Here is a 14915-nt window from a genome sequence, read left to right as displayed (position 1 = left end):
GCGACCAACGCGCCAGCGCGTACACCGTCGGTGCCCTCGGGCACCTGCCCTTCACCCGCGTGCCAGCTTGCCCAGGCGGTCCAGCAACGCCACCCAGAACGCGGCCGGCAGCTCGGCCTGCAGCGGTACCGCATAGTGCCAGCGATTGGCGAAGCGCTGGCACTTCACCGCGTCCTTCTCGGTCATCAGCACCGGCAACTCGCTGCCGAAGGACAGGTCACCGGCCTGGTAACGATGGTGGTCGGCAAAGGCATGCGGCACCACACCGATGCCACGCGCGCGCAGCATCTGGAAGAACCGCTGCGGATTGGCAATACCGGCCACGGCATGCACGCGCTGGCCAGCGAAGGCCTGCAGCGGCTGGTCCCGTCCACCATTGAGCGGATGGGCGGTATCGATGCGCAGGCGCATGGCCCATTCACCGAAGCCGGAGGCCACCGCCGGCTCCGGCGCGTCACTGGCCTGGCCCAGGTTGACCACGCGGAAGTCGCAATCGCGCGCGCGCGCGGCCGATTCGCGCAGGGGCCCGGCCGGCATCATGCGGCCGTTGCCGTAGCGGCGCGCCGCGTCCACCACTTCGATCTCGATATCGCGCGCCAACCGGTAGTGCTGCAGGCCGTCATCACAGACAACCACGTCGCAACCGGCCTCCAGCAAAGCATTGGCCGCCGCGACCCGGTCACGGTCCACGCGCACCGGCACGCCGGTCTTCCAGGCAATCAGCACCGGCTCATCGCCACCCAATGCCGGCTCCATGTCCGGGGTGATCCAGCGCGCCGTGCCGCCATCATCGCGGCCATAGCCGCGGCTGGCCACGCCAGGCTTCCAGCCGGCTTCGCGCAGGCGCGTGACCAGTTCGATGGTCAACGGCGTCTTGCCCGTACCGCCAGCGGTGATGTTGCCGACCACGATCACCGGCACCGGCACCTGCCGACGCCGCAACCAGCCGCGCTGGTACAGCCACCGACGCAGGCCGGAGACCGCGCCATACAAGGGAGCAACCACACGGGCCGCCAGCGGTACCGGAGCGTCGTCGTACCACCAGCCCGGGGTCTGCGGGCCTCGCTTCTCCATCAGTCCTGGCTCTCCCGGAACTGCATGCGGTACAGGTGCTCATACAGCCCACCCAGCGCCAGCAACTGCTGGTGGGTGCCACGCTCCACGATGCGCCCCTGGTCCATCACCAGCACCTGGTCGGCATGCTCGATGGTGGACAGCCGGTGCGCGATCACCAGCGTGGTGCGGTCGGGCATCAGCTTCTGCAAGGCGTCCTGGACCAGTCGCTCGGACTCGTTGTCCAGCGCCGCGGTGGCTTCGTCCAGGATCAGGATCGGGGCATCCTTGAGCATGGCGCGGGCAATGGCCAGACGTTGGCGCTGGCCGCCGGAGAGCTTGCCGCCCTTGGCGCCCACCTGCGCCTGCAGGCCGTCGGGCAACTGCTCGACGAACTCCAAGGCATTGGCACCGGCAACCGCCTCATCCACCTGTTCGGCACTGCGCTTGTGCAGTTCGCCGTAGGCCACGTTCTGCGCGATGCTGCCGTTGAACAGGGTGACCTGCTGGCCGACCAGGGCGATCTGCCGGCGCAGGTCAGCCAGCCGGTAATCCTGCAATGGATGACCATCCAACAGGATCTGGCCGGCCTCGATCTCGTAGAAGCGCGGGATCAGCTTGATCAGCGTGGACTTGCCGCTGCCGGACCGGCCGACGATGGCGGTCACGGTGCCGGGTTTGGCGATGAAACTGATGTCTTCCAGTGCGGGTCGCGGCTGGCCCGGATACCGGGCGGTGACATCACGGAACTCCAACAGCCCCTGCGCGCGTTGCAACGGCACGGTTCCGCTGTCGGGCTCGTCCTGCGCATCCAGCACGGTGAACAGGCGTTGCGCCGAGGCGATGCCACGCTGGGTCATGTTCTGCACGTTGGTCAGCTGCTTGAGCGCGGGGATGATGGCCATCATCGCCATCATCAGGCCTACGAAGTCACCCACGGTCAGGCGTCCGGCCGCCGCTTCATGGCTGGCGATCAGCAGCAATGCCGCTAATCCGACCGAGCCCATCAGCTGCACCATCGCCGAGGAGATGCTGCGCGTGGCCTCCACCTTCATTGCCAGGCGCAGGTTGGTGTTGGCCAGGTTCTCGTAGCGTTCCAACTCGTTCTGCTGGGCACCGTAGATCTTCACTTCCTGGTTGGCCGACAGCGTCTGGTCCGCGGCCTGCAGCAGCTCGGCACCACTTTCCTGGATACGGTGGCTGATGCGCCGGTAGCGCTTGGCGACCTTGTTCATCACCCATGCCAAGGGCGGGGCAAGCACGAAGATGGCCAGCGTCACCTGCCAGCTCAGCCATAGCATCACGATCAACGAGCCCAGGGCCTGCAGCGACTGCTGCAGTACGACCTTCATCGCGTCCACCGCAGCCTGGGCGACCTGGTCGCTGTCCGAGCCCAGCCGCACCAGCATCGAAGGCACCGGTTCGTTGTCAAAGCGCTGGCCCGGCAGCCGCAGGTACTTGCCCAGCACCTTCACCCGCAGGTCGCGGGCGATGCTGCGCGCTGCCTTGCCCATGCCGATATCGGTCAGGTAGCCAGCGATGCCGCGCACCATGAACAGGCCCACGATCGCCAGCGGCATCCAGATATTGATCTCGGTCGGGTTCACCAGGCTGTTGGTGACCGGCTTCATCATCAGGACGAAGTAGCTGCCCGCGCCTGCCTCCACGAGCATGCCCAGGCCGGCCAGCAACAGCAGCCCACGATACGGCTTGGCGAAGCCCAGCAGACGCCGATAGGTATGCCAGGCGGAGTCTTCGACGCTCACTGCTTCACTTCCGGCGCGGTGGCGATGGCGATGCGGCGGAAGCCCAGCTGGCCCAGTGCGTCCTGCGCGGTCACCACGGCCTGGTACGGCGTGCGCGCGTCGGCGCGCAGCAGCACGGTCTGCTCGCGGTCATCGCCGCCGGCCTGGGCCAGCACCTGCTTGAGCGACTCCACGTCGGTGCGCAGCACTTCCTGGTCGTTGACGAAGTAACGGCCGTCGGCATTGACCAGCACGCTCAGCGAGCGCGGCGGCGCGCTGTTCTTCTGGTCGCTGGCGGTCGGCAGCTGCACCTGCAGCGTCGAACGCGCATCGAACGTGGTGGTGACCACGAAGAAGATGATCAACACCAGGATCACGTCGATCAGGGGAACCAGATCGATATGCGGTTCATCCGAGTGGCGGTTTTCGCGGATGCGCATCGGGGCTCAGGCCTTTGCGGTCGCGGCAGGCTTCTGTGCGGCCACGCCCTTGGCCGCCGCCATCACCGCCGGTCGGCCATCAAGCGAATCCAGCAAGGCGCTGGCTTCTTGCTCCATCTCGATCACGTAGCCGTCGATGCGGCCACGGAAGTAGCGGTGGAACATCAATGCCGGGATCGCCACGATCATGCCGGTCGCGGTGCACACCAGCGCCTTGCCGATGCCGCCGGCGAGCTGGTTCACGTCACCCACGCCATGGTCGAGGATGCCCAGGAACATCTGGATCATGCCGACCACCGTGCCGAGCAGGCCCAGCAGCGGACCGGCCGAGGCAATGGTGCCCAGGGCATTGAGGAAGCGGCCCATCCGATGCACCAGGTGACGGCCAGTGTCCTCGATGCGCTCACGGATCTGCTCACGCGGCCGGTTGCGCGCTTCCAGCGCGGCCGCCAACAGGGCACCCAGCGGGGAATTGGCGCGCAGCGAGGCGATGTGCGAGGCGTCGAGCTTGCCGCGCGCGGCCCAGTTGCGGACCTCCTCGCCCAGGCCCGGCGGCAGCACTTCGTTACGCCGCAGGCTCCAGAAACGCTCCAGGACTATCGCCAAAGCCAGCACACCCAACAGCAGCAGCGGCAGCATCGGCCAGCCGCCAGCCTTGACCAGTTCCCACACGTTTCAACCCTCCGGCTCGATGGCCGCCTGTTTGCTGGTCGATAGGATAGCAGCCGCCCGCGCCCGCTCCGCGGCATCCCAGCCACGTGAGCGCCAGATCCGCCTTTCACGAAGCTGGATACCCCCTTTCCCCAGCCACACCCGCACCGCGCCACTGCCTGCGGTTTCCAGCAGTTCAGCCCCGCTGCGTTGCCAGCGCTCGCGCACGTCCGCACGTGGATGACCGAACCGGTTGGCGTGCCCGGCCGATACCACGGCCAAGCGCGCGCCGGTGGCGGCAATGAACGCCCGCGTCGACGACCCGCCACTGCCGTGGTGTGGCACCAGCACCACATCGGCCCGCACCGCGCGCGGCGAGCGCCTGACCAGCCCCTGTTCGATCACCGCACCGATGTCGCCGGTCAGCAGGGCCACGCCGTAGGGACCGCCAACCCGCAACACGCAGCTGGACTCGTTGCGCAGGTAGGGGAAGCCGGCGGCAGGATGCAGGAACTCGAACTGCACCCCGTCCCACCACCACTGCCGCCCTGCCTCGCAAGCTGCTGCTTCCGCCCCGGGCATGCCCGGCGGCCCCAGCAACGGCACTCCTGGCATCTCCGCCTGCACCGCCGCCGCCCCGCCGGCATGGTCATGATCACCATGGCTGAGCACCAACCGGTCCAGCCGACGCACACCCAATGCACGCAATGCTGGTACCACCACCCGCTCGCCGGCGTCGAAGCCATCGCGCACGGCCGGCCCGGCGTCGTACAGCAGGGCATGCGCACGGCTGCGCACCAGCACCGACAGCCCTTGGCCGACATCCAGCACCACGATCTCGAACTCACCGTCGCCGGGCAGCTCACGCCACGGCAGCAACAGGGGCAACCACAGCAGCAGTGCCAGTCCACGCCCCGGCACGCCGCGCGGCAACAGCGTCCAGAGTGCCCCCAACAACGCCAGCGGCAGTGCGAACCACGCCGGCTCCGGCAGCCACCACAGCGACAGGCGGCTATCGGCCAGGGTTTCGAACAACGGCCACGACAGATCAAAACACCACGCTGATGCCTGCCACGGCAGCGCACCGGCCCCGGTCCAGACCGCCTCGGCGGCCGTTCCCAGCAATGCCAACGGCACCACGACCAGGCTCCACCACGGGATGGCGACCAGATTGGCCAATGGCCCTACGGCCGAGGCCTGGCCGAACAGCAGGACGGTCAGCGGCAACAGCCCCAGCGTCGCCACCCATTGCGCCGACAGGAATCCCCGCAGCCAGTGCAGCCGCTCCGGCAGGCATGCGGCCAACAGCGCAACGCCGGCGAAGCTCAGCCAGAATCCGGCCACCAGTACCGACAAGGGATCCACCGACAGCACGGCCAACGCGGCCAGCCCCAGGCTTCCGGTCACACTGACCGGACGACGCCACAGCCGGGCCAGCACGATCACCCCGATCATCAGCACCGTACGTACCGTCGGCAACGCGAAGCCCGCTGCCGCTGCATAGACCAGTGCCACGAGGAAGGCCCCGATGGCCGCCGCCTGCAGCCGCGGCAACCAACGTCCCAGGCCAGGCAGCAACCACCACATCCCGGCGACCAGCCACGCGCCGCAGACCGCGACCATGCCGACGTGGAATCCGGAGATCGCGATCAGGTGGGTCAGGCCGGTCGCGCGCAGACGCTGCCAATCCAGCTCGCCCAGGCCGCGTGTATCACCCAACGCCAGTGCCTGCACATAGCGCGCGGACCCGGCCCCTACGCTGCCGGCGATACGGTCACTGACCGCCTCACGCCATGCCTGCAACCCCGTGCCCGCGGCCAACCGCCGCGGCGCAGGCAGCACGCGCACCACACCGTTGGCCACCAGCCGCAAGGCCAGCGCATGCCGTTCGGCGTCGAACCCGCCAGGGTTGCTCAAGCCCCGCGGCGCACGCAGCCGGACCTGCAACTGCCACCTCTCCCCCGCCCGCAGCTCCAGCCGCCTCCCCGGCGAGGAAGCGCCGAACGGGTCGTACCACGCCAGCTGGAGACGCTGCCCACGCAGCACGGCCGGCTGAGCAACGTCGTCGTCCACGCGGAAATGGAACCGGGTGCGGCGCACCTCATGCTCGGGCAGGCTGACTACCTCGCCGCGCACCAGGAACTCCCGCCCCTCCATGGTGGCGGGCAACTGTGCCTGCAGACCGCTGCCCATCTGCACCCCCATCCAGCCCACGCCGGCCAGCAATGCCCCCGGCCAACGGCGGCCCCGCAGGCGCCACCAGCCCAGCAGCCCGACCAGCAGCGCCAGCCAGCCCAGTGGCGATGGCAACAGTGCCGGCGCCCAGGCTACCGCGCAGACCCCCAGCAGGAAGCCCGCCGCCACGGCCTTGCCCAGGACCGGCACGCCCTCGCGCCCGGACGCCTCTTCGGCCATGTTGTCCATGCCTTCGCCCCGTCACCGTCCCAGAGCGCATGCTGTTCCGCGGCCCGATGCATCCCCATCGGTCAAACCGGGCCATAGCGGTCGGGCGAACCCGGGGGCCGCCGTGCAGACCCGTCGTCCACTTCCCTGCAGGCAAAAGAAAAGCGGGCACAAGGCCCGCTTTTCTTCAGCGCAACACCGCGACCTTACTCGGCCGGGGTGCCCTCGCCTTCTTCCACGGCCTTCATCGACAGGCGGATACGGCCCTGCTTGTCGACTTCCAGCACCTTGACCTTGACCACATCGCCTTCCTTCAGCTTGTCGCCGACCTTCTCGACGCGCTCGCTGGAGATCTGCGACACGTGGACCAGGCCGTCCTTGCCCGGCAGGATCGTGACGAACGCACCGAAGTCCATGATCTTGGCGACCTTGCCTTCGTAGATGCGGCCCGGCTCGACGTCCGAGGTGATCTGCTCGATGCGGGCCTTGGCGGCCTGGGCAGCGGCATTGTTCACCGAGGCGATGGTGATGGTGCCGTCGTCCTGGATGTCGATCTGGGTGCCGGTTTCCTTGGTGATGGCCTGGATGGTCGAGCCACCCTTGCCGATCACTTCGCGGATCTTGTCCGGGTGGATCTTGATGGTCAGCAGGCGCGGCGCGTAGTCCGACAGCTCGGCACGCGGGGCGGTCAGCGCATGGGCCATTTCGCCCAGGATGTGCAGGCGGCCGGCCTTGGCCTGTTCCAGCGCCTTCTTCATGATCTCTTCGGTGATGCCTTCGATCTTGATGTCCATCTGCAGCGCAGAGACACCTTCCGAAGTACCGGCCACCTTGAAGTCCATGTCGCCCAGGTGATCTTCGTCACCCAGGATGTCCGACAGCACGACGAAGTTGTCGCCTTCCTTCACCAGGCCCATGGCGATACCCGCCACCGGCGCCTTCACCGGCACGCCGGCGTCCATCAGAGCCAGCGACGAACCGCAGACCGAGGCCATCGACGAGGAACCGTTGGATTCGGTGATTTCCGACACCACGCGAATGGTGTACGGGAACTCTTCCAGGGTCGGCATCACGGCCAGCACGCCGCGCTTGGCCAGGCGGCCGTGGCCGATCTCGCGGCGCTTCGGCGCACCGAAACGGCCGCACTCACCCACCGAGTAGGGCGGGAAGTTGTAATGGAACAGGAAGTTTTCCTTGTACTCACCGGCGACGGCGTCGATGACCTGGCCGTCACGGGCGGTGCCCAGCGTGGTGACCACGATGGCCTGGGTCTCGCCGCGGGTGAACAGCGCCGAGCCATGGGTGCGCGGCATCACGCCGGCCTTCACGGCGATCGGGCGCACGGTGTCCAGTGCACGGCCGTCGATGCGGACCTTGGTGGCCAGCACCGAGTCACGCATGGTGTGGTATTCCAGCTCGCCGAATTCCTTCGACAGCTCGGCCGGGTTCCAGCCTTCGGCGGCAACGCGGCCGGCCAGCGACTCGAGCACGTCCTTCTTGATCGCGGCGATGGCGTCGCGGCGCTGCAGCTTGTCGCGCACCTGGAAGGCTTCGCCCAGCTTGCCACCAACGGCTTCCTGCAGCGCGCTGATCAGCGCGGTGTTCTTGGCCGGGGCAACCCAGTCGCTCGGCTTGGTGCCGGCTTCGACGGTCAGCTCGTTGATCGCGTTGATGACCTTCTGCATTTCGCGGTGACCGAAGGTCACAGCACCCAGCATCACTTCTTCGGACAGCAGCGCGGCTTCGGATTCGACCATCAGCACGGCATTGGCGGTACCCGCGACCACCAGCTCCAGCTGCGATTCCTTCAGCTCCGACACGGTCGGGTTGAGGATGTACTGGCCGTCCTTGTAACCGACCTTGGCGGCGCCGATCGGACCCTTGAACGGGGTGCCGGCCAGCGACAGCGCGGCCGAGGCACCGATCAGGGCGGCGATGTCACCATCCACTTCCGGGTTCAGCGACATCACCGTGGCGATGATCTGGACTTCGTTCTTGTAGTCTTCCGGGAACAGCGGGCGGATCGGGCGGTCGATCAGGCGCGAGATCAGCGTTTCCTTCTCGGTCGCACGGCCTTCGCGCTTGAAGAAGCCACCCGGGATACGGCCACCGGCGTAGAACTTTTCCTGGTAGTCGACGGTCAGCGGAAAGAAGTCCTGGCCTTCGCGCGCGCTCTTGGCGGCGACGGCAGTGACCAGCAACACGGTGTCGTCCATCTTGACGATGACGGCGCCGCTTGCCTGACGGGCGATTTCGCCGGTCTCAAGCGTGACGGTGTGTTTGCCGTACTGGAAGGTTTTGGTGATTTTTGCCACGGGGAATCCTTGAAATGCTTCATCAGATGGACCGCTGACGACCCTTGCCGTCATCGGGTGGCCGGGCGGGTCCGGCCGATCTACTGCGATTTTGAAACTGCAAAAACAAAACCGCGGCGCATCGCTGCGCCGCGGCGGGAAGTCTATTAGCGGCGCAGGCCGAGCTTTTCAATCAGCGCCTTGTAGCGCTCGACGTCCTTCTTCTTCAGGTAGTCGAGCAGGCTGCGGCGGCGGTTGACCATCTGCAGCAGACCACGGCGGCTGTGGTGGTCCTTCTTGTGTTCCTTGAAGTGGCCGGTCAGCAGTTCGATGCGGGCGGTCAGCAGGGCCACCTGGACTTCCGGCGAACCGGTGTCGTTGGTGCCGCGGGCGTTGGCTTCAATAACCTTCTGGGTGTCGATCGACATTTCGTGTTTTCTCTTGGATGCGTGGCCGGCAGGAACGTACTGGACGCACCGCGCAGCTCGCCGATTGATAGAACCCCGGCCGACGGCCGGAGGGTGCCCCAACAAGGGCCGCAAAATTGTAACGACCTCAACCATTTGCCACAAGGCGCGTCAGGGTTCGGCGCCTGTCCCATTCAGAGATTGAACCGGCGCTGCGGTGCCAGACGGCCGTCGGACTCCACCTGGCCCAGTCCCAGCGGAGCACCTTCCGCCCCGAAAACCGCCACCAGCCCGACCGGCCAGGCCGGATTGCGCAGACGCTGACCCATGCAGAACCGGGCCGCCTGCCCCTCATCCAGATCAACCCGGCCAAAGTGGACCAGCCCGTCCTGGATCGGCAGCAGCCATTGCAGCAGCGCCGCCTCGTCGCCGCTCTCGGCCACTTCCCGCAGCGCATCCAGCCCGATCATCCGCGGCGACAGGAACGGTTCCACCCACAGGCGGCGCAGCGCGGTGATGTGCGCCCCGCAGCCCAGCAGTTCGCCCAGATCCCTGGCAATGCTGCGGATATAGGTGCCCGAACCACAGGTCACGCGCAGCGACAGCTGATCGCTCTCCTGCGCCAGCACCTCGATGGCCTGTACGTGGACCTCCCGCTCCGGGGCCTCGATGGCGTCCCCGCGCCGGGCCTTCACATACAACGGCTCCCCGCCCTGCTTGAGCGCGGAATAGATCGGGGCGCGCTGGCGGATATGCCCGGTCAGGGTCGCCAACGCCGCGTCCAGTGCCTGCCGGGGGATGGCCGGCACCGGACGCTCACGCAGCACGACGCCGTCGGCATCGTCGGTATCGGTGGTACGCCCCAGCGCGATCTGAGCGTCGTAGGCCTTGGCCGAGCCCAGCAGCAGCCCGGCAATCTTGGTCGCCTCGCCGAAGCACAACGGCAGCAGGCCGGTGGCCAGCGGGTCCAGGCTGCCGGTATGCCCCCCCTTCTCGGCACGGAACAGGCGACGAGCCACCTGCAGCGCGGTGTTGGAGCTCATGCCGGCGGGCTTGTCGAGCAGGACGATGCCGTCCAGGCGACGGAATGAAATACGGGGACGCATGCAACACCCTACTCGGGCCGGCACGGCAATGCCGGACGGGAATCAGGAAATCATCGGCGCCGTGCGTGGCGCCGGCCAGATATGACAACAGCCCTTGCGGGCTGCTGCTTCACTCTTCGTCGGAGCTCGACGGCGGATGTTTGTCCGACAGGTCGCGCAGCAGGTTGTCGATGCGCTCGCCGCGGTCCACCGAGTCGTCGTAGTGGAAATGCAGCTCCGGTACGTGCCGCAGCTTCATTGCCCGGGCCAGCGCCATGCGCAGCTCCACCGACAGCTCACGCAGGCCCTTCACCGCCTCGGCCGAGCGTTCCGGCATCAGTGCGGTGACGAACACCTTGGCATGGGCCATGTCGCGGGTGACCTCCACGTCCGAGACGCTGACCGATGGCAGCCCGTGCTCACGCACGGCGGCATGCACCAGCGTGCCCAGATCACGGCGGATCTGCGCGGAAACTCGGTCGGTACGGTGGAAAGTCTTTGGCACGTTTTCTGGCTCGTTTGAATATTGCGTTGATGAAGCAGGACCGGCCCGCCATGGGGCGGACCGGTCCGTGGTGCGATTACAGCGTACGCGGCACTTCGATGCGCTCGAAGCATTCGATCTGGTCGCCGGCCTTCACGTCGTTGTAGGCCTTCACGCCGATACCGCATTCGGTACCGTTGCGAACCTCCTCGACGTTCTCCTTGAAGCGGCGCAGCGATTCCAGTTCGCCCTCGAACACCACCACACTGTCGCGCAGCACGCGGATCGGCTTGTTCCGCTTGACCACGCCCTCGACCACCATGCAGCCGGCGATCGCGCCCAGCTTCGAGCTGCGGAACACGTCGCGGACTTCGGCGATACCGATGATCTCTTCGCGGATTTCCACGCCGAGCAGACCGGAGGCAACCTGCTTCACCTGGTCGATCACGTCATAGATGATCGAGAAGTAACGCAGGTCCACGCCATTGGATTCAATGATGCGACGGGCCGAAGCATCCGCACGCACGTTGAAGCCGATCACGGTGGCCTTGGAAGCGGCGGCCGAATTGGCGTCCGATTCGGTGATGCCGCCCACGCCGGAGTGGATCACGTTGATGCGGATGTCGTCGTTGGACAGGCCCACCAGCGACTGGCTCAGTGCCTGTACCGAACCCTGGACATCGGCCTTGATCAGCAGGTTCAACACCTGCTGGCCTTCGCCCTTGCCCAGCTGCGCCATGATGTCTTCCATGCGGCTGCCCGCGGTGGCGACCAGACGCGATTCACGGCGCTTGGTCTCACGCTGCTGGGCGACATCCTTGGCCAGGCGCTCGTCTTCAACGACGACAAAATCATCGCCCGCTTCCGGCACGCCGGACAGACCCAGCACCTGCACCGGGATCGACGGGCCGGCTTCGGCCACCTGGCGACCGGTCTCGTCGAACAGCGCACGCACGCGGCCGTACTGGATGCCGCACACCAGGTAGTCGCCCTTCTTGAGCTGACCCTGCTGCACCAGCACCGTCGCGACCGGGCCACGGCCCTTGTCCAGCGAGGACTCGATGACCACGCCCGCCGCGCGGCCTTCGGCCACGGCCTTCAGCTCAAGCAGTTCGGCCTGGATCGAAATCGCGTCCAGCAGGTCATCAATGCCCTGGCCGGTCTTGGCGGAGATTTCCACCATCTGCGTATCGCCACCGAAGTCTTCGGCAACGACCTGCTCGGCGAGCAGTTCGTTCTTGACCCGCATCGGGTCGGCCGAGGACTTGTCCATCTTGTTGATCGCCACCACGATCGGCGCGTTGGCGGCGCGGGCGTGCTGGATGGCTTCCTTGGTCTGCGGCATGACGCCGTCGTCGGCGGCCACGACCACCACCACCACGTCGGTCAGCTGCGCGCCACGGGCACGCATCGAGGTGAACGCGGCATGGCCCGGGGTATCCAGGAAGCTGATCACGCCCTTCGGCGTATCCACGTGGTAGGCGCCGATGTGCTGGGTGATGCCACCGGCTTCGCCATTGGCGACCTTGGTGCGGCGGATGTAATCCAGCAGCGAGGTCTTACCGTGGTCGACGTGACCCATGATGGTGACCACCGGCGGACGCGGCACGGCGTCGCCCTGGTCGGCATCGGTGATGGCCAGCAGTGCGTCTTCCGCATCGTTGGTGTCCGCGCGCACAGCCTTGTGGCCGAGCTCTTCGGTCACCAGCACGGCGGTGTCGTGGTCGATGGACTGGGTGATGGTGGCCATCACGCCCATCTTGAACAACGCCTTGACCACTTCGCCGCCCTTCAGGGCCAGCTTCTGCGCCAGATCGGCAACGGTCACGGTCTCGCCGATGGCGATCTCGCGCACGACCGGTGCGGTCGGACGCTCGAAGCCATGGCTGCCACCGCCACCACGCGACTGTTCATTGCCACGACGGCCCTGCGGCGCACGGCTGCCCGGGCGACCACGCGAATTATTGTTGTTGCTGTTGCCGCGACGCGCACGGTCCGATGCCGACAGATGCAACTGGCCACCGAAACGGTTGCCGCCATCGTTGTCCGCGCCCTGCGTGCCACGTGCCTTGCCCGGCTTGGCATGCGACGACGGTGCGCGATCCTCGCGGATCGGCGCACGCGGTGCAGCCGGTGCCGCGGCATGACGCGGCGCCTTGGCCACCGGCTCGCTTGCTGCTCCGGTCGCCGCCGGCTTTGCAAGCTTGGCCTTGGCCGCTTCTTCGGCGGCGATGCGCTCGGCTTCGATGCGCTGGCGCTCGGCGTCCTCGGCCGCCTTCTGGCGGGCGATTTCCTCGTCGCGGGCACGGTCCTTCTCGGCCAGCATGCGCTGCTCGTCGAGATTGCGCTGACGCGATTCCTCGAGCTTGCGCAGGATTTCGGCGCGCTCCTCGTCCGGCGTCATCGCAGGCTTGCCACCTTCCGGCTTGACGTAGGTACGCTTCTGGCGCACCTCGACGTTGACCGTGGTCTTGCTGCGACCGGCATTGACCGTCACTTCCTGGTGCTTGCGACGGGCCAGGGTGATCTTCTTCGGGGCGCCTTCGACACCCTCGTCGGCGGGCGACTCATCCTTGCCGTGCGAACGGCGGAGGAATCCCAGAAGCTTCACTTTCTCGGTGCTGGTCACGACCTGGTCGGGACCGCTGAACTTCATGCCGGCCTGGGCCAGCTGCTCCAGCAGTTTCTCGACCGGCGTGTTGACCAGTTCGGCGAGCTTGCGGATGGTGGTTTGCTGCGACATTCGGATCCTATGATCTTGTTGGCGCCCCCTCGACACGAACGAAGGCAGCGCGGAGTCTACGCCCTGAGCGGCTCAGGGCACTGTTCATCGCTGGCTCATTCGCCGCGCTCCAGGCGGGCGATCTCCTCGGCGCGGGCGGCGAGGACCAGCGCTGCGGCGCGCTCAAGATCCATACCCTCGATACCGAACTCCAGAATCTCGTCGGCAGCCAGGTCCGACAGATCCTCACTCGTACGCACGCCATGACCGGCCAGCGCGTACGCGGTTGCTTCATCCATGCCCTTCAATGCCAGCAGGTCATCCGCCGGCACGCCGCCTTCGGCGCCCTCTTCCACGGCCAGCGCCTCGTTGAGCAGCGCGTCGCGGGCGCGGGCACGCAGTTCCTCGACGATGTCCTCGTCGAAGCCCTCCACGGCCAACAGCTCGCCGACCGGCACGTACGCGATTTCTTCCACGGTGCCGAAACCTTCGGATACCAAGATGCCGGCGATTTCCTCGTCCACTTCCAGCTTGTCCATGAACAGCTGGCGGGCGACGGCCTGCTCGGCCTCGGACTTGGCGGTCACCTGGTCCTGGGTCATCACATTCAGCTGCCAACCGGTCAGACGGCTGGCAAGACGCACGTTCTGGCCGCCCTTGCCGATCGCCTGGGCCAGGCGGTCTTCGGCCACGGCCAGGTCCATCGAATGCTTCTCTTCATCGACGATGATCGACTGCACTTCGGCAGGCGCCATCGCATTGATGACGAAGTTGGCCGGGTTCTCGTTCCACAGCACGATGTCCACGCGCTCACCATTGAGCTCATTGGACACGGCCTGGACGCGCGAACCGCGCATGCCGATGCAGGCGCCGATCGGATCGGTGCGGCTGTCATGGGCCAGCACGGCGATCTTGGCGCGGTCGCCCGGGTCACGCGCGCAGGCCTTGATTTCCACCAGGCCCTGGCCGACTTCCGGCACCTCGAGCTTGAACAGCTCGATCATGAATTCCGGCGCAGCGCGGCTGATGAACAGCTGCGGGCCACGCGGCTCCGAGCGCACTTCGGCCAGGTAACCGCGCACGCGGTCACCGGCGCGCAGCACGTCGCGCGGGATGCCCTTGTCCTTCGGGATGAAGGCCTCGGCGTTGCCGCCCAGGTCCACGTAGATGTTGCCACGCTCGGCACGCTTGACCACGCCAGTGACCAGCTCGCCGACGCGATCCTTCCATGCATCGACCACCTGCTGGCGCTCGGCCTCGCGCACGCGCTGCACGATGACCTGCTTGGCGGCCTGGGCGGCGATGCGGCCGAAATCCGGGTTCTCGATCTGCTCTTCGATGTAGTCACCGATCTCGACGCCGTCGGCTTCGTCGATCGCGTCCATCATGCGGATCTGGCGGTCCGGCGATTCCATCACCACGTCGTCGGCGACCACTTCCCAGCGACGGAAGGTCTCGTAGCTACCGTCCTTCTGGTTGATCGACACGCGCGCCAGCACGTCCTGGTCGATGTAACGCTTCTTCGCCGCGGAGGCGAGCGCTGCTTCGATCGCGTCGAAAATCACTTCGCGCGGCACGCCCTTCTCGTTGGCGACTGCGTCAACTACCAGCAAAAGTTCCTTGCTCATCGG

Annotated in this window: 10 protein-coding genes and 1 pseudogene; all 11 read right to left on the bottom strand. The window is 66.8% G+C overall.

The features are described 5' to 3' along the window. Positions 1–51 precede the first annotated feature (51 nt). Positions 52–1074: a tetraacyldisaccharide 4'-kinase gene (gene lpxK, locus AC06FE_RS11250; RefSeq protein ID WP_478073065.1), complete on the bottom strand. Its 1023-nt coding sequence runs from the start codon at positions 1072–1074 to the stop codon at positions 52–54. Beyond that, entirely contained in the window at positions 1074–2819 is a 1746-nt protein-coding gene (gene msbA, locus AC06FE_RS11245) for a lipid A export permease/ATP-binding protein MsbA (protein ID WP_313254677.1), read from the bottom strand. Before msbA ends, lpxK begins: the two co-directional genes overlap by 1 nt. Next, positions 2816–3238, bottom strand: a complete 423-nt coding sequence (locus tag AC06FE_RS11240; protein ID WP_132864328.1) for an ExbD/TolR family protein — start codon at positions 3236–3238, stop codon at positions 2816–2818. The genes msbA and AC06FE_RS11240 overlap by 4 nt, the downstream gene beginning before the upstream one ends. A gap of 6 nt (positions 3239–3244) precedes the next feature. Beyond that, the gene (locus AC06FE_RS11235; protein ID WP_192286179.1) at positions 3245–3910 is read right to left on the bottom strand and encodes a MotA/TolQ/ExbB proton channel family protein; all 666 of its coding nucleotides are present in this window, start codon (positions 3908–3910) and stop codon (positions 3245–3247) included. Then, a pseudogene (locus AC06FE_RS11230) lies at positions 3804–6313 on the bottom strand (DNA internalization-related competence protein ComEC/Rec2). Before AC06FE_RS11230 ends, AC06FE_RS11235 begins: the two are co-directional and overlap by 107 nt. A 185-nt stretch (positions 6314–6498) precedes the next feature. Beyond that, entirely contained in the window at positions 6499–8607 is a 2109-nt protein-coding gene (gene pnp, locus AC06FE_RS11225; RefSeq protein WP_446541987.1) for a polyribonucleotide nucleotidyltransferase, read from the bottom strand. A 146-nt stretch (positions 8608–8753) separates the two neighbouring features. Continuing rightward, the gene (rpsO, locus tag AC06FE_RS11220; RefSeq protein WP_132864332.1) at positions 8754–9014 is read right to left on the bottom strand and encodes a 30S ribosomal protein S15; all 261 of its coding nucleotides are present in this window, start codon (positions 9012–9014) and stop codon (positions 8754–8756) included. Between the two features lie 173 nt (positions 9015–9187). Next, positions 9188–10099 (bottom strand): tRNA pseudouridine(55) synthase TruB, encoded by a 912-nt coding sequence (gene truB, locus AC06FE_RS11215; RefSeq protein WP_313254684.1) that lies wholly within the window; start codon positions 10097–10099, stop codon positions 9188–9190. Between the two features lie 109 nt (positions 10100–10208). After that, a complete protein-coding gene (gene rbfA / locus AC06FE_RS11210) occupies positions 10209–10583 on the bottom strand; it encodes a 30S ribosome-binding factor RbfA (RefSeq protein WP_132864334.1) in 375 nt (124 codons plus the stop codon). 76 nt (positions 10584–10659) lie between these two features. Then, complete coding sequence (gene infB / locus AC06FE_RS11205; protein WP_192286183.1) at positions 10660–13305, bottom strand: translation initiation factor IF-2; 2646 nt, start codon at positions 13303–13305, stop codon at positions 10660–10662. Positions 13306–13400: 95 nt separating this feature from the next. After that, a complete protein-coding gene (nusA, locus tag AC06FE_RS11200; RefSeq protein WP_132864336.1) occupies positions 13401–14912 on the bottom strand; it encodes a transcription termination factor NusA in 1512 nt (503 codons plus the stop codon). Between the last annotated feature and the right edge of the window lie 3 nt (positions 14913–14915).

Source organism: Stenotrophomonas sp. Steno-C18 (assembly GCF_056393195.1).
The sequence above is the reverse complement of the archived record's forward strand: the minus strand, read 5'-3'. Positions and strand labels throughout refer to the sequence as shown.

What these genes read in the sequence shown, in the direction of transcription:
- AC06FE_RS11240 (WP_132864328.1), bottom strand. Translation starts at nt 3,238, where the DNA reads ATGCGCATCCGCGAAAACCGCCACTCGGATGAACCGCATATCGATCTG.
- infB (WP_192286183.1), bottom strand. Translation starts at nt 13,305, where the DNA reads ATGTCGCAGCAAACCACCATCCGCAAGCTCGCCGAACTGGTCAACACG.
- nusA (WP_132864336.1), bottom strand. Translation starts at nt 14,912, where the DNA reads ATGAGCAAGGAACTTTTGCTGGTAGTTGACGCAGTCGCCAACGAGAAG.
- truB (WP_313254684.1), bottom strand. Translation starts at nt 10,099, where the DNA reads ATGCGTCCCCGTATTTCATTCCGTCGCCTGGACGGCATCGTCCTGCTC.
- rpsO (WP_132864332.1), bottom strand. Translation starts at nt 9,014, where the DNA reads ATGTCGATCGACACCCAGAAGGTTATTGAAGCCAACGCCCGCGGCACC.
- lpxK (WP_478073065.1), bottom strand. Translation starts at nt 1,074, where the DNA reads ATGGAGAAGCGAGGCCCGCAGACCCCGGGCTGGTGGTACGACGACGCT.